The organism is Ginsengibacter hankyongi (assembly GCF_008710285.1).
GTDB lineage: Bacteria > Bacteroidota > Bacteroidia > Chitinophagales > Chitinophagaceae > Ginsengibacter > Ginsengibacter hankyongi.
This window is the reverse complement of sequence record NZ_VYQF01000003.1, coordinates 291807-311334: the sequence shown is the minus strand read 5'-3', so window position 1 is coordinate 311334 and position 19528 is coordinate 291807. Positions and strand designations below refer to the sequence as shown.

Sequence of the window (19528 nt, the reverse complement as noted above, 5' to 3'; positions counted from 1 at the left end):
TATGTAATTAGGCAAATAATATTCCAAAGTATGTTAATACGTATTATTACCATTGAACAAATTTTCTACATGCAAAAATTACGTGCGAATTAAGGAAATCACTTTCTTTAATTACTTAAAAGTTCAGTGGTACATTTACTTTCAGACTAAAATTTCTTCCCATATTGTAAATGCCATGATGCGGACGCGGATCATTAGGATAAGGTTCGAAATATTTTAACCTGTTTAAATGCGATTGATACGCAACATCAAATAAATTATCGCCTAAAGCTGTAACCGTGAAAAGCGTTTGTTCTTTATGGTTAGTTATATCTGCACCGAAACCTGCATTAAATAGTTGGTAACCGGGGGTTGGCGTTTCAGTATTAAACTCAAGATACGCCCGGTTTTGAGGCGCATAATATTCAAGTTGTATTTTTACAAATGCATTTATAATTGATTTTGATACCTTTTTAATGTTGGCACGTAGTTCAGAATAGGTGTGTAAGGGGGGAATGAAAGGGAGATATTTAGCACTGTCAGAAAGTTTATTCTGTCCGCTAACTCCCTTATTATTTCCATAAACTATAGATAATGAATTTTCAAAATGTAGCCAGTCTAACGGATGTGGATGAATATCGACAGATAATTCTCCGCCGTAAAGATTTGCCCTGGCAGCCTCGAACTGGAATGTATCGACTACAATATTTTGAATAATACCACTTGATACTTTTTGATTGTATATATAATTCTGAATACTATTATCAAAAATACTTGCATCAATTGTAACATGCTGCGAATTAAAACTTAAGCCAATGTCTTCCTGCCAGTTAAATTCCGGTTTAAAATTTAGATTACCTTTTTGAAAACTATTCGTTCCGGGATGAATTCCGCTTGCGGATATTTCTGAAATATTTGGTGCCCTGTAACCTCTGCCAACATTAGCTTTCCCCGTAAAATGATTTGAAAAGCGATATGACAAACCCAGACTGCCGCTAGCCCCGGAAAAGGGGTGCTTGTAGGCATAAAATGGATTTGCTGCACCAACAGTATCCATACCAAAGACGGTTTTATCAAATCCTGTAACAGGATCTGTTTTCGTGTACAAGGCACCGTTATTAAACCGCCTTACATCATATCTTAACCCACCGGCAACCTCCAGTTTGTCAATTGATGTTTTTGCAAAAATAAAAGCGCCAATGTCAAACTGTTTGTAGGAAGGAATAATAAATTCTGTTCCTTTAGTAACATCATTGTTTTGATACATTCCGTTGATGCCTCCCGTAATACTCCATCCATTCTGTTCTGGGAAATAATATTTTGCATCATAAGAAAAAGTGTTTAATGCCAGGTCTAATCCCGGAATAGCAATCTGGGGATGACTGAATTCCTGCCTTAAACTTTTCTGATAAGCAAGATTTATTCCCAGTGATCCCTTTCCTAAAATAAAATTGTTGGTACTGTAAATTCTATAATGCTGTACATGCTGGTGTAGCGCTGTTATTTTATAGGACCTTAATTCGGCGTCAGAAACAATTCGGCGCACCGTATCTGCTTCCGTAATTTGTTTAGTAAATTTTCGTGTGGCTGAATCCCTGCTACCATCTGGTATCTCCTGCAAATCATTGAATGTTGAAACTCCCAAATGCGAATAACCCCAAGAACCTTTAACACCTGCAGACCCAATAAGATCAAGTTCTCTGAAGCCGGTATTATATACCTTTCCATCCACACTGTTTTCATAATTGGTTGCCGTTTTATAAGAAGCTCTTCCCATCCAGGTGAAAGAATTTTTATTTCCTGCAAGCATTGCTGAACCTGCTATTAATCCGTTATTGGTTTGAAATTCACTTGAAATATCTCCAATTGTTTTTCCGTCTGGCGGTGGATTTGGAGGTAAAAGATTTACCACACCCGCAACTGCATCTGAACCATATATTAAACTTGCCGGCCCTTTTACCACCTCAACTTTTGCAACTGTATTTTGATCAACTTCAATCCCGTGCTCGTCTCCCCATTGTTGACCTTCCTGCCGAACGCCATCATACAGCGTTAGTATACGGTTAAATCCCAATCCTCTTATAAAAGGCTTTGAAACATTTGGGCCGGTAGTAACTGCGCTGATGCCCGGCACTTTTGCTATAGCATCAATAATATTTGTACTTAAATTTTGTTGAAGGTATTGTTTACTGATAGAAACGATTGGAATAGGATTTCTCTTTATAGTTGTCGCTCTGGAAGTACCCGTTACAACAATTTCATTTTCTTCAGTAACAGAAATTTCCATGGCAAAGTCCAGGGTTGTGTTTTCATTTATTGAAACTGTTTTTATGTTGTTCTTATACCCTATAAAACCTGCCTGAACCAGGTAAGTGCCTATAGGAATGTTGTGCAATGTATAATTACCATTAGCATCGGAAGTAGTTCCGGTTTTAAGGTCAGGAATGTAAATTGTTGCACCTTGCAGAGGTTGGGCTGAATTTTTGTCGGTAATCTTTCCCGAAAGTGAAACTTTTGTAACAGTACTTTTTATAAAGCTTGTTTGGCTCCATGCAGGGTTAAGAAATATGGAGAAGAATGAAACAATTGTGAAAGAAATAATAGAATTCTTTTTCATTAAGACTTTTTAAAATTTTAGATGGGCTTATAAAATTTTTATTTTTATAAGGCTGTTAAACAAATGCAACTAAAATTCTAAAGGAGGTCCTCGTAAATTATTTTGAAAAGAAGGAAGGAAAATTAAAAATGGAATTCTAAAAGAAACAAATGAAAAAATAGATGGAAAATTAACAACAACAAAGTTGCTAAACGTAACAAAATGTGATTCTGCAACTAGGTTTTCGCAATTACAATTAAAACCACCCTTTGATAATTGTTGTGTTTTGCTAACCGGGGCGGAAGAAGTGGTATCCTTATGATTAGCCAACCAATCATGAAGTGTTTTCTTTGGAGTTATTCCCAGGCAAAAAACGAATAGCAACAGTATAGAACCGGCTTGCTTTAAAATATGCGATTTGTCTAGAAATTTATACATCTTTTATAAAGAGAGCCAAATTATAATAAAAATAGTTATTATCTCTTTTTTACAAATTAATGTAACAATGTTGCAAATGTAAACCCTTTAAACTTTTCAAAAAATAAATAATTAGCCAGGAAAAAACTATAACTAAAAATTGCCGTGGAAACTTACCCGCTAAAAAAACAATAAATGATGGTCCTGTTTTCCTGTATTTTTCTTCACTACATAATCGTACCTTTTCATAAGTTCGCTTACGCAATAAATAGGATGCAAACCTATCATATACATATTAATGGAATCGTCCAGGGTGTGGGCTTTCGGCCATTGATATATACGCTGGCAATGCAAATGCAACTGAATGGTTATGTAAAAAACGTAACCGATGGGTTACACGTCTATTTTAATTCGTCTAAGAATGATGCTGACTTATTTTTAGAAAAAATACTAAAATCTTCTCCGCAACAATCAATAATTACTTCGGCTGAATTACACAAAACAATTGAGAAAGAATTCAGCAATTTCTCAATACTTGTTGAAGAAGATAGCAATTTAAAAGATGTATTAATATCACCTGACAATGCAATTTGTTCAGTTTGTAGAAGTGAACTAAACGATGTAAATAATCGACGTTATCGATATCCGTTTATAACCTGTACACAATGTGGCCCGAGATATTCTATCATTAATAGTCTCCCTTATGAAAGACATAATTCTTCAATGAATAAATTTATAATGTGTGAAAAGTGCAATCATGAATATAACAATGTTGATGACAGAAGATTTTTTTCCCAGACAAATTCATGTGCTGAATGTGGTGTAGAAATGAACATGTATGAAAACGCATCAACTATTGTTTCAAATGATTCAGAAACAATTTTGGCTTCGGTTAAAAATTATTTTGAACAGGGAAAAATTATTTCTATAAAAGGTATTGGCGGGTATTTATTATTATGCGCTGCTAACAGCCCTGAAACAATTGAATTGCTGAGAATCCGGAAACATAGACCGCATAAGCCATTTGCACTTTTATATCCGGATATAGAAACTATTCAAAACAATTTTGAGTTAAGTAAACAAGAAAAGAAACTGCTTGAAAGTAAAGAAGCGCCCATAGTTTTGCTACATCCAAAACCCCCGGCCTTTGCTAATATTGCAGTGCAACACATTGCTCCCGGACTTAAACGTTTAGGAATTATGTTGCCCTACAGCCCTTTGCTGGAGCTCATTGCAAAAGATTACGGCAAGCCTTTGATTGCAACAAGTGCCAACATTTCAGGCTCACCTATTATTTATAAAGACGACGATGCGCTTGCATATTTATTTGACATAGCGGATTATATTGTCACGTATAATCGTGAAATTATTATTCCTGAAGATGATAGCGTTGTGCAGGTTTCAAAGGCATCAGGTCTGCAAATTGTTTTGCGAAGATCAAGAGGATACGCCCCTTCTTTTTTGGATTACATACCTCAAAACAAATCATGTACGCTTTCAACGGGCGCCCTTTTAAAAAGCAGTTTTACCTTAACAATTAATGGAAGAGTTTTTGTGTCTCAATTTCTAGGAAGCGGTGAAAGTTATGAATCACAGGAGATGTATAAAAACACTTTAGCTTACTGGATGAATTTGTACGATATAAAGTCCTGCTTAATTCGTGCTGATAAGCATTCCGGCTACTTTTCTCATCAATATGCTGTAAATATTGCTGAAAAAGCCAACAATAAAATACAATTTATACAACATCACCAGGCGCATTTTGCAGCAGTTTTGGCGGAAAATAATTTACTTAATTCTGCCAATTCAGTATTAGGAATCATATGGGATGGAACAGGCCTCGGTGATGATGGAAATATATGGGGAGGAGAATTTTTTAAGTATGAAAATAATACAATGGCACGTTGCTATTATTTTGAATATTTCCCCGTAATTGCCGGCGATAAAATGGCCCTGGAACCACGCATATCCCTGCTGTGTGCCTTAAATAAGAGTTGGATTCATTTGGAAAAAATAAAGGTAAAATTTACTGAATCGGAATGGCATAATTATCAGTTATTAATAAGGGAGTCAAAACTTTTTACGTCGTCTGTTGGAAGAATATTTGATGCAGTTGCTTCTTTACTGGATTTATGTGACAAGCAAACTTATGAAGGGGAAGCTGCAATGCACCTACAGGCCCTGGCCGAAGAATATGTTGCCGAAAAGGGCTTCAAAATGGATAGTTCATATTTTAGGGAAGAATCAATTTATTACCATGTACCTACCGTAACTTTAATGCAGGAAATAATAGCAGATATTGAAAATGGAAAATCAAAAGGATACATTGCTTCAAAGTTTCATTATTCGTTAGTATGTCTCGTCGGTATTATCGCAAAGAAATCAGAAGTTAATAAGATTTGTTTCAGTGGTGGTGTTTTTCAAAATTCTTTGCTCGTCGATTGGGTTCAAAATGAATACTGCAAAAAATACGATTTGCATTTCCATAAAAAATTGTCACCTAACGATGAGAACATTTCTTTCGGGCAAATGGTCTATCACGATAACAACATAACAAGCACAAGTTCGACGACAAATAAAGTAGCAGAATTTATGATTTATAACGCTAAATTATAAAGCATGAAATATATATCAGAGTTTCGTTCACCCGAAATAGTGAATACGCTTTTAAGAGAAATCAAAAATACTGTTAAGGGTAGGTGGAACATTATGGAAGTATGCGGTGGGCAGACACACTCGCTCGTGAAAAACGGAATTCTTAACATGCTCCCGGAGAACATTCAAATGATACACGGGCCGGGTTGCCCTGTTTGTGTTACCCCCATTAGTTTAATTGACCGGGCTGTACACCTTGCAATGGAACACAATGTAATTCTCTGTTCTTATGGTGATATGATTCGTGTACCCGGCTCCGGTATGAGCCTGCTCGAAGCAAAAGCAAGGGGCGCAGATGTGCGCATTTTATATTCCCCTCTTGAAGCAGTAAAAATTGCCAAAGAAAATCCCGGGAGAGAAGTAGTTTTTTTTGCTGTAGGGTTTGAAACTACCGCTCCCGCGAACGCACTATCGGTTATCCATGCACGAAAAGAGAATGTTAACAATTATTTCATCCTTGCATCACATGTGTTAGTGCCGCCTGCCATAGAAGAAATTATGAATGACGAATTGAATAGAGTGGATGGATTTCTTGGTGCGGGGCATGTGTGTGCTATCATGGGTATTTACGAATATTATCCTCTTGTTGAAAAATATAAAGTGCCTATCGTTATCACTGGTTTTGAACCGGTGGATTTGCTTGAAGGAATTTTGATGGTTGTAAAACAATTAGAATCGGGCGAAGCCAAAGTGGAAAATCAATATGCACGTATTGTAAGCGAAGAAGGCAATGTAAAAGCACAGGAAATGATATACGAGGTGTTTGAAGTAACAGACCGTTTGTGGCGTGGCATGGAAGTGATCCCGATGAGTGGTTACAAAGTAAAAGATTCCTATCGCGATTTTGATGCAGAAAAAAAGTTTAATATTCATATTGAAGAAGCATCGGAAAATCCTGAATGCATTGCGGGCGATATTATGAAAGGAATAAAAAAGCCTTATGAATGTCAGCACTTCGGCAAGAAGTGCCGGCCCGTTAGTCCGTTAGGTGCACCAATGGTATCCAATGAAGGAGCGTGTGCTGCATACTATCATTATTCAGGATTGGCAGAACAATTGGAAGTATGAAAATATTACTCATTACAACGTCATTTAACGGGATGAGCCAGCGGGCATGGGTTGAACTGGACAGGTTTAATCACCAGGTAAAAGTGCATATTGCTACCACGCAGGAAAACATGCTGAATGCGGTAAGCAACTATCAACCGGAATTAATAATTGCGCCATATCTTAAAACTGTAATTCCCGACGCCATATGGAAAAATTATACTTGTCTTATCATTCATCCCGGCATTATTGGTGACCGTGGCTCGGCATCGCTGGATTGGGCTATTCTAAATAATGAAACAGAATGGGGTGTTTCTGTTTTACAGGCAACACAAAAAATGGATGCAGGCCCCATCTGGTCAACAGCAACTTTTCTTATGCGAAATGTTTCTAAATCTTTTTTATACCGGCATGAAGTTACACAGGCTGCTATGAAAGCGTTGCTGGAAGCGGTACAAAAATTTGAGGAAAAAAAATTCGTTCCTCAATCACGTGAAGAAATTGATATAAGCCATAAAGGCAAATGGAATCGTTCAACCAATGAAAATGATTTCAGGTTTTCATGGAATGAAGACACTGCCGCCATCATGCGCAAAATAAACGCGGCAGATAGTTTCCCCGGGGCCATGTGTACAATTAATGATAATGAATATCTAGCCTTCGGAGCATTTGAAGAAAGAATATTGAAAGGAAGCCCTGGAAGTATTTTGGGAACGCTTGATTCGGCGGTTTGTATAGCGACTATTAATTCCGCGGTATGGATACAGTGTTTAAAGAACAGAGAAGCCAATTCAATTAAATTGCCTGCCGCAATAGTTTTGGCCAATTTTGAAAAATATATTCCAGATTTTATGGTTAATACTTTTGATTATAAAATTAATTCAGACTTCTTTAGTGAAATAAAGTACCACGAGGAGAATGAAGTAGGATACCTTTCTTTTGATTTTTATAACGGCGCTATGAGCACGGATCAATGCGTTCGCTTAAAAAATGCTTTCGCGAAAGCAAAGCAACGTAACACAAAAGTGATTGTATTGTTGGGAGGGCAGGATATTTGGAGTAATGGCATTCACCTGAACCTAATTGAAGCGTCTGAAAATCCTGCAGAAACTTCCTGGGAAAATATTAACGCGATGGACGATTTAATTCATGAAATTATTTGTACCGATACACATTATATTATAAGTGCGTTGCAGGGAAATGCAGGAGCAGGAGGCGTTTCATTAGCACTTGCGGCAGATAAAGTTTTAGCGAAAGAAGGAATTGTGTTTAACCCCCATACGCGCAATATGGGATTGTATGGTTCCGAATACTGGACGTATTTATTACCAAGAAGAATTGGCGATAAAAGAGCAAAATTGTTTACGGAACAATGCCTTCCATGGGGAACTGATATAGCACTGGAAGTAAAACTGATCGATGGTTGTCTAAATGAAGATGATGAATCGTTTCGAAATAAAGTAAAAAATATCGCAGAAGAGATTGCGCATCTTTCTTATTTTTCTCAGTTACTAACGGCAAAGAAATTTAAGCGCAAAAGAGATGAAAGTTATAAACCTTTGCAACAGTATCGTGAAGAGGAATTAAAAATAATGCGAAAAAATTTTTTTGAAGATGATTGGGGGTATGATTACAAACGCTACTGTTTTGTTCATAAAATTAATGTTGAAGAAAAAGCAAATTCTATTGCAGATAAAGATTTGTTCAGTGAAAGAAGAAAAATATGGAGGCGAAGAAAATATGAAAAGCTTTTTTATGAAGCATAAATAATTTTATCATCGTTTTTAATGCAATTGTTTTATAAATAATATTAAACAGATACCAATGCAGTTACAGTGTCCCATGCCTAAACTTGATTTTGACATTATTACTTTAGGCCATGGAAGCGGTGGAACGTTAACAAGCCAGTTGTTGGACACCGGTGTTTTTAGCTTGTTGCAAAATGAACTGCTGAATAAAAAGCACGACGGCGCCATATTTAACATGCAAGGCAAAGTGGCGATGAGCACCGATTCCTTTGTAGTGTCTCCTATATTTTTTGAAGGTGGCAATATTGGCGACCTCGCCGTAAACGGAACTATAAACGATATTGCCATGTGCGGCGCATCAGCAAAATATTTATCGCTTGGTTTTATTTTGGAAGAAGGCTTAAAGATGACCGAATTTTGGGAGATATTAAATACTATAAAATTTGCATGTGAAAAGGCAGGTGTCCAGGTGGTGACAGGTGATACAAAAGTGGTTGAACGGGGAAAGGGGGATAAGATATTTATTAATACCACCGGCATAGGCGAAGTGCATGAAAAAGCAAATATTGATATTAATAACATAAAAGCAGGAGATAAAATTATTTTAAGCGGGCCACTTGCAAGACATGGAATTACTATAATGAGCCATCGGCAGGGACTGGAGTTTGAAACAACGATCAGCAGCGATACAAGGGCTTTAAATAAAATAGTTATCGAATTGTTAGATGAGTTTGGTGAACAGATTCACTTATTGCGTGATCCTACAAGAGGCGGCCTGGCAACGGTTCTAAATGAAATTACTAAGGAAGCAAATTTGGGTATTGATATTTCCCAAAAAAATATCCCGGTAGAAGAAGAAGTGTATGGGGCGTGCGAAATGCTTGGACTCGATCCGTTATATGTAGCTAATGAAGGATTATTTGTTGTGGTAGCTGATGCAGGTATAGCCGATCATCTTTTACTTCAATTGCAGGAATGGGAACATGGTTCTATGGCCGCGATAATTGGTGAAATAACGGAACAGCATACACGACAGGTCTTAATGAAAAGTAATATCGGTGGCAGGAGAGTACTGAATATGCTGGCTGGCGAGCAATTGCCAAGAATATGCTGAGGAAAAGCGCGTTGAAGTATGGTTAGCAAATAGAGAAATACTAATCATAATGCGAAAGCGTATGATTGTGAATTACTAAAAGAATTCATTTTATTTTAATCAAAAAATGGGTTCTAACGGTAAAATATAATCGAATTTTTAAGTAACGCAAAGTAGAAATCTTACCCGGAAAAACAAACAAAATATTTCATAACTAATAACTTATATTTTTTAATATAGATGTTTACTTTTCCTCTCTTGCTGACGATTTATGCCGGGTTCATCCATGCATTTGAAGCGGATCACCTGCTGGCTGTTAGCAATATCGTTTCTCAACGTGATAACATCAGGCTTTCTTTGAAGGATGGAATATTCTGGGGGCTCGGTCACACCTCAACCATCTTTTTAATTGGTGTATTAATGATTGTTTTTAAAGCAGGAATATCGGATCAGTATTTTCGTTATTTCGAATTGCTGGTAGGTGCAATGCTAATAGCCTTAGCTATTTACCGGATGTTTATTTTTTTCAAAACAAAAAAAGTGGTTATACACGCACATCCTCACCATCATGCCGGAGAACAACATAACCATTTGCACGTTCACGTGGGTGATAAAGCAGTGCACCAACACAAACACTCGCTGGCTTATGGAGTAGGCCTGATGCATGGACTCGCCGGGAGCGGTGCATTAATTTTAATCGCGATGTCTCAAATGAAAAGCCCTATCGATGGGCTTATCTATCTTGTAGTATTTGGGGTGGGTTGTATTGTTGGAATGTTGGTGGCTGCAGGATTGTTCAGCATTCCTTTTTCAAAAAAAATAATCCAGGCGCAAACGTTGCAAAGTATTTTGATCATTGCAACTTCTCTTCTTTGTTTTTTATATGGCGGTAAAGTAATTTATGATAACCTGGTCGCATAAACGCAATTGCGTAATTGGGAACACTAATGGCAATTTAAATTTATTCTTCAGTGTGACAAAAATAAATTAAGGCTGTTCATTTAAATCCATCAATTCTCCTATTTCTTTCAGGTATTGATAAACTCGGTGAGCTTCTTGTTCGTTTACAGTACTTATAGCAACGCCTACATGAACGAGTACATAATCATTCAGTTTTGCTTCGGGTACCATTTCGAGGCTTACGTCTTTAATAATGCCGCCAAAGGAAACCTTTGCCATTCTTACATTTCCGTCAAGCGTTTCAGTGGATAATATTTTACCTGGAATTGCTAAACACATTTATGTATAATTATGAAATATGAAATAAAGGATTGCATAGGTATGTTCTTTATACTTCGGCATTCGCCAGTTGGTTTTTCTTCTCACTCACTCTATTTAATAACCAGTTACACCATTCATCCATTCCATCTCCCTTGTAACTTGATAATAAAAAAATATCGATTTTATTATTCACTTCTTTTGCATCTTTAATTACAGCATCAACTGAAAAAGGTACGTAAGGCAACAGGTCTTTTTTGGTAACAATCATAATATCTGTTGTTAAAAACATACTTGGATATTTTTTGGGTTTATCATCTCCTTCGGTACAGGAAACTAACGTTACCCGAATGTCTTCGCCTAAATCATACGACGCGGGGCAAACCAGGTTACCTACATTTTCTATGAAAAGAATATCAATGTTGTCAAAATTCATACTGGGTAAAGCCTGTTGTATCATTTGCGCCTCCAAATGGCAAATACCCTGCGTTACTATCTGTAACGCCTGTACGCCCTGTTGACGAATCCTTTCGGCATCACGCTCCGTTTCCAGGTCACCTTCCAGCACAGCTATATTTATTTTGTCTTTTAAACGTTTAATTGTTTCTTCCAGCAACGATGTTTTACCGCTTCCGGGTGACGATACAAGATTTAGCACAAGAATGTTCCTTTCCTGCATATCATTTCTTATTTGCTCTGCTATGTAATCATTAGCTTTTAAAAGACTCAATGATACGTCTTGCACCTTTAATGTACCTACCGCTTTATTCGTTAACTTCTGCATAAGATGGTTCCTCTGAAATAATTTTACTGATTAATAATTCTTTTCCCTCAGTTATGTTGGATGCCGGCTCTCCGCACAGGGGGCAAACAAAAATATATTTTTCAACTTTAAAGGTGTTGCCGCAGTTTTTGCATTCCGCTGAAACGTCTACCATCTCGATAAACAATTCTGAATTTTGGAAAGCAGTATCTGCCTTTATAAACTGGAACACGTTTTTCAATATTTCCGGCTCAATGCATGCAAGCATCCCAATCTTAAGATGAATTTCGCGAATATTTTCAAGTTCCTTAATGTCTAATTCGTTTTCGATAGTGTTTAGAATACTTTGACAAATAGATAACTCGTGCATAACATTGAATTTATCCCACTGCTAATTTAACGATTCCATTTGCTTCCAGCAAAGGAAAAGGAGAGAGATGTATACTTTCATCATCCGTGCAAATTCCTGCACGCTGTACATCATACCGATGACCGAGCTGGCAGCTGATAATATTTTCGTTGATAGTACCGTTAGTAAACGATCTTTCGCAAGCGGGGCAAAAGTTGCGATATGCATAGAGGCGATTGTTTACCCGGCATACGATTATTGGTATATGGTCATTTTCAACTGCCATCATTTTCCCGTCTGGCAATTTTTCAAGGCCATTTATCACTTTCCATCCCTCTGTTCTTAGTCCGGCATTTGAATTGTTAGTTACTCCTTCTACTTCCAGTGAAACAATATCCGGGCAATATTCCTCGATTGCCTGCCTGATACCCAATTCAAGCGTACTCGAAGAAGACGGGCATCCTTTGCAATTACCTGCAAGCTTTAATTTTACGATGCCATTGTCAACGCTTACAATTTCCACGCTGCCATCATGGCTATCCATGTAAGGTTTTACTTTTTCAAGCGCCTTATACAAGCGTGTTTTTAAATCTAAGGGATGTAGATCGTGAATAAGTAAAAGGCCATTCAGAAAGCTGTCATCAATAAGCCTGTTATAAATGTCTTTTGCAGCGGTGCTGTTACCATCGGAGATGATCTTTAAAATTTTTTCAATCCCTTTGCCGTAAAAGCTTAGTATTTCCTGGATGCACTCTTCTGCAATTGATTTTGCTTTTGTATCATTTAAGGTTTCTATTTCTTCTATTAATTGCTGAATATGGTCGCTTTGCCGGTTCAGTTCAGATACTTCATCTTTCAGTTGTTCTTCTTTTTTTAAAAGATGATTGCTTTGCCCGTTTGTTTTTTGTATAACGTCCTGTACCGCATTCAAATCATTTTCTGAAAATATATTCATAATACTTCTTTTTTTACTGAGTAAAATTCGTTTACGAGATCATCGATGAGTTTTATGGCAGTATCTATTGACGCGTTAACGGAATCGCTTAGCCCAATTTCGAAATCATCTGTTGTCTCAGGCTCGCAGGCAACAATAAAAACTTTCCCCGGCCATGAACCTATTGATTTAACAAACCTCAAGACTGTAACGGGGTCGGCGCCATGCGGATCTATCGGGCCGCCCTGCTCCAGATCATTACTAAATTCTCTTTCGTTGGGTTCAATTACGTATAAGGTCCCGGGCTTTTCACCTCTGGCAGAAGCATCAATAAATATTAATCCATCATAGCCTTTCATAAGATCGTAAGCGAGTTTAAGCCCGCTCGTACCAAAGTCTTTTACTTCCAAGCCCGTGGGATAATTTCTATCCATGATCCTTTTTACAACGGCACTTCCAAAGCCATCATCTTTCATAAACATGTTGCCGACACCGGCAATCATTATTCTTTTTTTTACAGAGTTCGGTTCGTCTATTCGATGTTCTGTCCCAGTTATTGATGTGTTGCTGTTTGTCATTATTATTTTATAAGTTCAACTTCTTCAGGACTGAAATAAAGATACATTCCAAGTTCACGCTGCAAATCCTGGCCCGGATCGTCATCCATTGTGACGGCTATATGAATTACATCATCATAATCGGTATGAATTACTTCAATCGTAGCAATTCTTCCATTTAAAAAAATGTCTGATGTGTCTGACCTTCGTTTGCCAAGATCTAATTTTACTTTGTCTCCCTTGCTATATAAAATTCCGTCAATCATTTTTACTACTTCTCCGGGCGTATCCTCTCTTAAACCTGTTGCTCTCATTGTTTTACCTTTTTATTCATTATTAAATTGGCTTGCTTTATTTTCCTTCAACATGCTATGATATTGATGAAGGTCTTCAGGCGTTAAACCGTTGACTTTTTTCAACATGGCATTCATTTTTTCATCTTCAGTTCCAATTCTATTTCTATCTTCTTCTGTTAAAAGATTTACATGCAACAAAAGCGCTTCCTCAATTTCAGTACTGTCGAACAGGTCGCCCGAGCTTTGAGGGTTAATCTCCGGATGGTCGTACAAGATAATAGGAGAGGAAAGCAATGTAGTATTGCTCTTATCAATAACTATGGGCCATGTGTTGATATTTGTACAACCTGCCGTGGCGGTTGTCCATTTTACCGGAGTATCCTGTTGGGAAATAAATTCGCCTTGCAATGTCTGCAATATGATATGTGTCGACAGGAACGATTGCATTATTGCTTCATCTCTTGAAATTGTGTTTGCGTTTTCCAGGCCCGTTGTATTAGTAACTACAACGGTTATACGAAATGAGTCAGTAGATTCAATTATTGATTCTGCGGAAATTAGTATGCTGCCTGTTATTTCTGAAATACTACTCACACTTTTTGCAACCACAACATTCTTTTCGTTTAAGATCAATTCACCTTCATTCATGTTGTCAAACTCTATAGGAATGCTTATACCACCTTTTGCCAGCTGGGTAAGCCCAATGTCGCCGGTAGTTATTTTTCGTTCAACGGTTTGCCATCCTGAATTGTAAAATTTTCCATTTATATCCAGGTTAGATACAGGAATATAATCCTCATTGTCCTTTTCGTTATTTGCCTTTTGAAAAAGCTCTGTTTTTCTTAAATGAAGAAACCTAACGGTGACGGATACTGTTAAATCATTATCGCCTGTAATGATGGATTGCGATTGCATTTTGGAATGTGAATGTTCATGATAAGCATTATAATCTTTAGGAAAAATTACGCCGAATGGAATTGGTTTTTGATTTTTTACCGCTGAGCGATAATAAGGATATAGAGAATAGCCCTCATAAAGAAGAGTATGCGTAAGATTTTCTAAAATTAAATCCGCCTCCATGGCTATTTTCGTTTTTTCATTAGTCATGCTGAATGTTTTTCTGTAAGTTCAACGCCTTGCAAAGCTTTATCCACTAAGGATTCGAAAGCCGTTTCCAATGTTGGAAATACGCTTTTGCTTTTATAAGTAACCAGCCTGTCATACGTGTCTTTTTTTACGCGAAGCCACCGGCTGTCAGGAAAATAAATGTCCATCATCTCCTGCCATAAGTAAGCTGGCATTTTGTGAGTCGCTTCTTTTTCCCATGGAATTAGAGACACCTGTAAGTTGCCGTTAATATCTTTATAAAATAAGGTGCCACTGAAAAGAAATGCCAACGGCACATGGCCGTCTGAGACCGCATGAAAATATTTTCCTGCGGCAAGTGCCTGGTCTTCGCTGCACGGTATGGCAACTTCGACAGTGGTTGTACCGGTGAACCTTGGCACGGGGATGTTTACAATGGTCCAGAAAAAACTTTTAAGCGTCTCGTCCCATCTCATCGGTTCGCCAAACAGTTCGTATAATTTATCTTTGGCTTCTTCATTATAAGTGCGTTTTATCGCTTCAATCATTACCTGGCATTTCAACGCGGCCGCATATACTTCTTCATGTTCAACCGTGTTAGTAATTTGTAATTTAAAAGACAACGTTGGCATTGCCGCAAACGGTTTCACTTCAGATGAGATAATCTCAAATTTTAAATCGGGCATGGTGCAGATTTTTCTTTTAATTCATTAAAAAACCGGTTGATGATATCATTCACTTCTTTGCCACCGAAGATTCCTTTCCAGGCCATTCTTATCATGCCAATAAGCTTATAACATTTGTCGATGGGTACTATATAATATTGGCCTGCATCCCCAAGCCTGTTTACCAGCAAGGCTTCCAGGTCATACGTAAGGCTTTTTAGTATGGGATTGAACTCTGTTAAACTATTCCACGCTTCCATTTTTAATTTTGATTCTGTAGCGCCTGTTGGTGCAGGGTAGTAGGCGATGGTGCCGTTCCTTACTGCGCTCTTTACAAAAAAAGCCATGTTAACCGGGATGAGAAAATCTGACCATAATTCATCAGGCATAATAAAATCACCAAGATGGAGATGGCGTTGAGGAAGTGGTTTATATTTTCCTTTACCCACATTTAAAATCATACACATTTCGCAGGTGCAGATGAATTTCATTTGCGAAAGATCTACCAGGTGCCGATGATCAGGAGATAATATTGTTCCGCAGAAATTACATCTCTCTACTTCTATTTCCGGTAGCGACGTTGCAATTTTCCTCAATTTAGATATGAGTGATGGGGCTGCCATAAGGGATAACAATATTTTAGAAGGTGAGTGGCGAATAATCAAAGGTTAAGCAACGGCCTATATAAATTTTTTTTATAATTCACTTATCATTATCACGCCTCACCATTTTTTATTTTCCGTTATTGTATGATGCCAGTGCTGTAGGAGTATGTGTTGATTTTACCAATTTTCCCCCACCTAAATACATATGTACACCACAAGGTAAACATGGGTCAAAGCTTCTTACTGCTCGCATAATATCAATCCCTTTAAAATTATCAGGGCCGTTTTCTTCAAAGATGGGAGTGTTCTGAACTGAATCCTCATAAGGACCGGGTGTTCCGTAAACATCTCGTGGGCTTGCATTCCATGGAGTAGGAGGGAACATTTGATAATTAGCAACCTTGCCCCCTTCTATTACCATGTGGTGAGATAAAACACCCCTTGCTGCTTCATGGAAACCGCAACTTATCGATTCATCCGGAACTTTAAACGGTGTCCATGTTTTGGTACGGCCTGCGTGAACTTCATCCAATGCTTTTTCCAAACAATATAATCCCACCATTGCTGAATAAGTTTGATGATAGGCCCTTGCACGATCTCTTTCTATTGCATTGCTCCATTTTGGAACTTTCCACACTTGTTTTACAGCGGGCATTCCCACTGTTTTAGGTAAATTAAATTCGAGAGAATCGCCTGTAGCTTTTATATATCCTATATCAACCAAACCAGCTTTAGCCGTAACCCATTGTCTTGCAAAAGGCCCTCCGCCGGTATCGCAGCACACATGTTTGCCGCTGCGTTTATCGAACCATCTTGGAGAAGTTACCCAGGTATACTTTCCGGCAAAATCTCTTTTTTGTGGTTTGGGCTTTGTTGTTTTATTCCATGGATGATTGCGGTCAACCGGGTTCCCCAAAGGATCCTGCCTTACAAACATTCGTTCGTTTTGCCAATCATCATAATAAGAGCTACCCAACAGGATTCTTATGCCAAGATTAATTTCAACAAGGTCAGTCGTTACCAATTCACCATTAATTGCAACGCCGGGAGTAATAAATCTCCTTCGGCCCCAATTGGTCATATTCTTATAATCGTAATCGCAATATTCGGGATCATCAAACGAGCCCCAGCAAACAAGATTTGTATCCCGGTACCCAACTCTTTCATAACCGGGCAATGCTTCATAAAAGAAATCATATAAATCATCATGAAGAGGCACAATTTTTTTGCAATACTCAATGTATTTCATCAGCCGCACATAGTAATCGGTAAGTGTTTGATGTGTAATTGTTGTACTAACGCCACCGGGAACCAACGTAGACGGATGTGTGTGACGGCCTTCCATCAGGCAAAACATTTCCCGCGTTAATCTCGACATCTGAAGTGATTCCATATAACCCTTACCTGTAAAAGGATTGAGAGAATCCATGATGTCGGCAATTGTTTTATAACCGTGTACAGAAGCGTTCGGTGCTTCTGTATGTTTCGCTTTTTCGTATACGCCTGGGTTAGTTTCCTTAACCATTTGCCCGCAGAAATCTACACTGCATAAGTTGTCGTTATAAATAGCATGATCAAACATATAATCTGCCGATTCACCAAGATTTAAAACATAATCACCAAGGTGTGGCGGCTTAACATTGTATGCCATATTTTGATTAAGAACTGAACAAGTCATGTGGTTATCTCCGCAGATTCCACATATACGGCTCGTGATAAAGTGCGAGTCTCTTGGATCTGTTCCACGCATAAAAATATCGAAGCCGCGAAATACCATTGAAGTACTGTAGCACTCCTGCACTTGCTTGTTGGTAAAATCTATTTTGCAATGAATGCCCAGGCTACCAACAATTCTAGTGATAGGGTCCCACGACATTTCTTTAACAACGATGTTTGACTTGTTGTCGGTGGCTTTGGGTTTGGTTAATACGTCAGGCATAACGATAAATTTTTAGGATAAATAAATTGACCTTCATAATAGAATAGAATAGTTACCATGTGGGAACATAACCGCTTGTAATTTTTTTGCCGGGTTTTCTCCAGCCAGGTTCCTGGTCTTTTTTCTTTGTCGTCATGTTCCGGAACACACGAAGCAAAGGCCCATACGTAAACTTGGCGCCGTTAGAAGAAAATCTTGCACCAAATGCTTCATCCATGAAAGGCATAAATTTATCAGGGAAGCCGGGCATAGTGCAAGCCATACAAATACCGCCAACATTAGGGCAACCGCCTATTCCGTTTTGCCAGCCTCGCCTCGGAACATTACAATAAACTATTGGCCCATTGCATCCTATCTGCACGAGGCATTTGGTAGAACCATATTCTTTTGCAAAATCACCTTCTTCATAAAACGCAGCACGGTCACAACCTTCATGCACTGTCCTGTCGAATAGCCACTTTGGCCGTAATGCATTATCTAAAGGAATCATCGGGGCCTTACCAGCCAGTTGAAAAACGAGGTATAATAATGTTTCTGTAGTGTTATCAGGCTGTGCAGGACAGCCCGGAATACATACGATAGGCAGGCCTGCCTTAGATTTCCAATTCCAGCCAAGATAATCAGGAAGCCCCATTGCACCGGTAGGATTATTCTTCATGGCCGGAATGCCGCCATAAGTCGCGCAGGTGCCCACCGCCACTACTCCTGCTGCTTTTGGTGCAAGCCTGTCTATCCATTCAGTGGTAGTTATCGGCTGGCCAAAGGGACCGGTAGTTCCCATAGCCGCCCAATAACCTCCCGTATCTTTTATTGCTTCTTCATTCGGTAGTGAACCTTCTAAAATTAAAACGAATGGATCCAATTCTCCCTTCTCTGCTTTATACCACCAATCCATTAATTCATCACCATTTTCGTAAGAAATAACGGGACTGTGAATATGGACGTTAGGCATACCTGGTAAAGCACCCAAAGCAATATCTTCGAGACTTGGATTTACTGCACCTGTCATGGCAACGGAATCGCCATCACAACTTAAACCGGAGGTCATCCATATTATATGAATGTCGGTTACTGGTTTATCAGCCATCGTTTTTTATTTAAAAAAGTTTAAAAAAAGAGAGGAAAGAACTTAACTATATTTCGTAGTATAATATTTCATCCTCAATAATTCTGCCATTTTGTAACGAATTGGTTTTATACTATGATCAAAAAAATCCTTAATAATAAGTTGTTTGATGTTGATTTTTTTTCACGGTTCGCCCGAGGAACAGATTCTACGTTGCATTGCAAAGGGATGACAATAGAGCCTCTGTTAGTTCATAAAATATGTTTCAACATCATTACTTACAATGAATGAAAAGAGGCTTAATAATTGTGATTAATTTTTTCTCTGCTTCATTTGTTATAAAATATTATAAATAGAAAATATGAAAAAGAAATCAATCACTAAAAAAGCTGTCCCAATTCTGGTGACCTTCGGAATTATAATTGGTGGCTTACTCCTCTTTAAGTTGATTGCAGACAGTCAATCGAGAGTCGATTATTAAAACCAGAGTGCGATCATATCGTCATACGGGAAAT

Annotated in this window: 18 protein-coding genes; 5 read left to right on the top strand and 13 right to left on the bottom strand. The window is 38.1% G+C overall.

Translation table 11 applies throughout. The annotated features are described in order from the left end of the window. Nucleotides 1–115: 115 nt before the first annotated feature. Both FW778_RS13630 and FW778_RS13625 read right to left on the bottom strand, forming a co-directional pair. Nucleotides 116–2596, bottom strand: coding sequence for a TonB-dependent receptor (locus FW778_RS13630; protein WP_150415311.1), 2481 nt, complete (start codon nt 2594–2596; stop codon nt 116–118). 69 nt (nt 2597–2665) lie between these two features. After that, nucleotides 2666–3013, bottom strand: a complete 348-nt coding sequence (locus FW778_RS13625) for a hypothetical protein (RefSeq protein WP_150415310.1) — start codon at nt 3011–3013, stop codon at nt 2666–2668. A gap of 174 nt (nt 3014–3187) precedes the next feature. Between FW778_RS13625 and hypF the strand changes: the two genes are divergently transcribed. From hypF to FW778_RS13600, 5 genes are all read left to right on the top strand, one after another. After that, entirely contained in the window at nt 3188–5608 is a 2421-nt protein-coding gene (gene hypF / locus FW778_RS13620) for a carbamoyltransferase HypF (RefSeq protein WP_150415309.1), read from the top strand. A 3-nt stretch (nt 5609–5611) separates the two neighbouring features. Then, nucleotides 5612–6715, top strand: a complete 1104-nt coding sequence (gene hypD, locus FW778_RS13615) for a hydrogenase formation protein HypD (RefSeq protein WP_150415308.1) — start codon at nt 5612–5614, stop codon at nt 6713–6715. Further along, a complete protein-coding gene (locus FW778_RS13610) occupies nt 6712–8460 on the top strand; it encodes an enoyl-CoA hydratase-related protein (protein WP_150415307.1) in 1749 nt (582 codons plus the stop codon). The genes hypD and FW778_RS13610 overlap by 4 nt, the downstream gene beginning before the upstream one ends. Nucleotides 8461–8518: 58 nt before the next feature. Continuing rightward, complete coding sequence (hypE, locus tag FW778_RS13605) at nt 8519–9556, top strand: hydrogenase expression/formation protein HypE (protein ID WP_202552239.1); 1038 nt, start codon at nt 8519–8521, stop codon at nt 9554–9556. 219 nt (nt 9557–9775) lie between these two features. After that, a complete protein-coding gene (locus FW778_RS13600) occupies nt 9776–10456 on the top strand; it encodes a HoxN/HupN/NixA family nickel/cobalt transporter (protein WP_150415306.1) in 681 nt (226 codons plus the stop codon). 66 nt (nt 10457–10522) lie between these two features. Here FW778_RS13600 and FW778_RS13595 read toward each other — a convergent pair whose 3' ends face one another. The 11 genes from FW778_RS13595 to FW778_RS13545 form a co-directional block, all read right to left on the bottom strand. Then, a complete protein-coding gene (locus tag FW778_RS13595; protein WP_150415305.1) occupies nt 10523–10774 on the bottom strand; it encodes a HypC/HybG/HupF family hydrogenase formation chaperone in 252 nt (83 codons plus the stop codon). Between the two features lie 49 nt (nt 10775–10823). Then, nucleotides 10824–11537 carry a hydrogenase nickel incorporation protein HypB gene (gene hypB / locus FW778_RS13590; protein ID WP_150415304.1) on the bottom strand — a complete coding sequence of 238 codons (714 nt, stop codon included), beginning with the start codon at nt 11535–11537 and terminating at the stop codon, nt 10824–10826. Then, nucleotides 11518–11886 (bottom strand): hydrogenase maturation nickel metallochaperone HypA/HybF, encoded by a 369-nt coding sequence (locus FW778_RS13585; protein WP_150415303.1) that lies wholly within the window; start codon nt 11884–11886, stop codon nt 11518–11520. The genes hypB and FW778_RS13585 overlap by 20 nt, the downstream gene beginning before the upstream one ends. A gap of 10 nt (nt 11887–11896) precedes the next feature. Beyond that, nucleotides 11897–12820, bottom strand: coding sequence for a NifU family protein (locus tag FW778_RS13580; RefSeq protein ID WP_150415302.1), 924 nt, complete (start codon nt 12818–12820; stop codon nt 11897–11899). After that, nucleotides 12817–13377 carry a hydrogenase maturation protease gene (locus FW778_RS13575; RefSeq protein WP_150415301.1) on the bottom strand — a complete coding sequence of 187 codons (561 nt, stop codon included), beginning with the start codon at nt 13375–13377 and terminating at the stop codon, nt 12817–12819. The genes FW778_RS13580 and FW778_RS13575 overlap by 4 nt, the downstream gene beginning before the upstream one ends. Nucleotides 13378–13379: 2 nt before the next feature. After that, nucleotides 13380–13670, bottom strand: coding sequence for a hypothetical protein (locus FW778_RS13570; protein ID WP_150415300.1), 291 nt, complete (start codon nt 13668–13670; stop codon nt 13380–13382). Between the two features lie 12 nt (nt 13671–13682). Then, entirely contained in the window at nt 13683–14759 is a 1077-nt protein-coding gene (locus FW778_RS13565) for a hypothetical protein (protein ID WP_150415299.1), read from the bottom strand. Further along, nucleotides 14756–15424, bottom strand: coding sequence for a DUF6084 family protein (locus tag FW778_RS13560; RefSeq protein WP_150415298.1), 669 nt, complete (start codon nt 15422–15424; stop codon nt 14756–14758). The genes FW778_RS13565 and FW778_RS13560 overlap by 4 nt, the downstream gene beginning before the upstream one ends. Continuing rightward, nucleotides 15412–16026 carry a DUF5947 family protein gene (locus tag FW778_RS13555; RefSeq protein WP_150415297.1) on the bottom strand — a complete coding sequence of 205 codons (615 nt, stop codon included), beginning with the start codon at nt 16024–16026 and terminating at the stop codon, nt 15412–15414. The genes FW778_RS13560 and FW778_RS13555 overlap by 13 nt, the downstream gene beginning before the upstream one ends. Nucleotides 16027–16135: 109 nt before the next feature. Then, nucleotides 16136–17947, bottom strand: a complete 1812-nt coding sequence (locus tag FW778_RS13550; protein ID WP_150415296.1) for a nickel-dependent hydrogenase large subunit — start codon at nt 17945–17947, stop codon at nt 16136–16138. A gap of 52 nt (nt 17948–17999) precedes the next feature. After that, nucleotides 18000–19034 (bottom strand): NADH-quinone oxidoreductase subunit B family protein, encoded by a 1035-nt coding sequence (locus tag FW778_RS13545; protein WP_150415295.1) that lies wholly within the window; start codon nt 19032–19034, stop codon nt 18000–18002. Between the last annotated feature and the right edge of the window lie 494 nt (nt 19035–19528).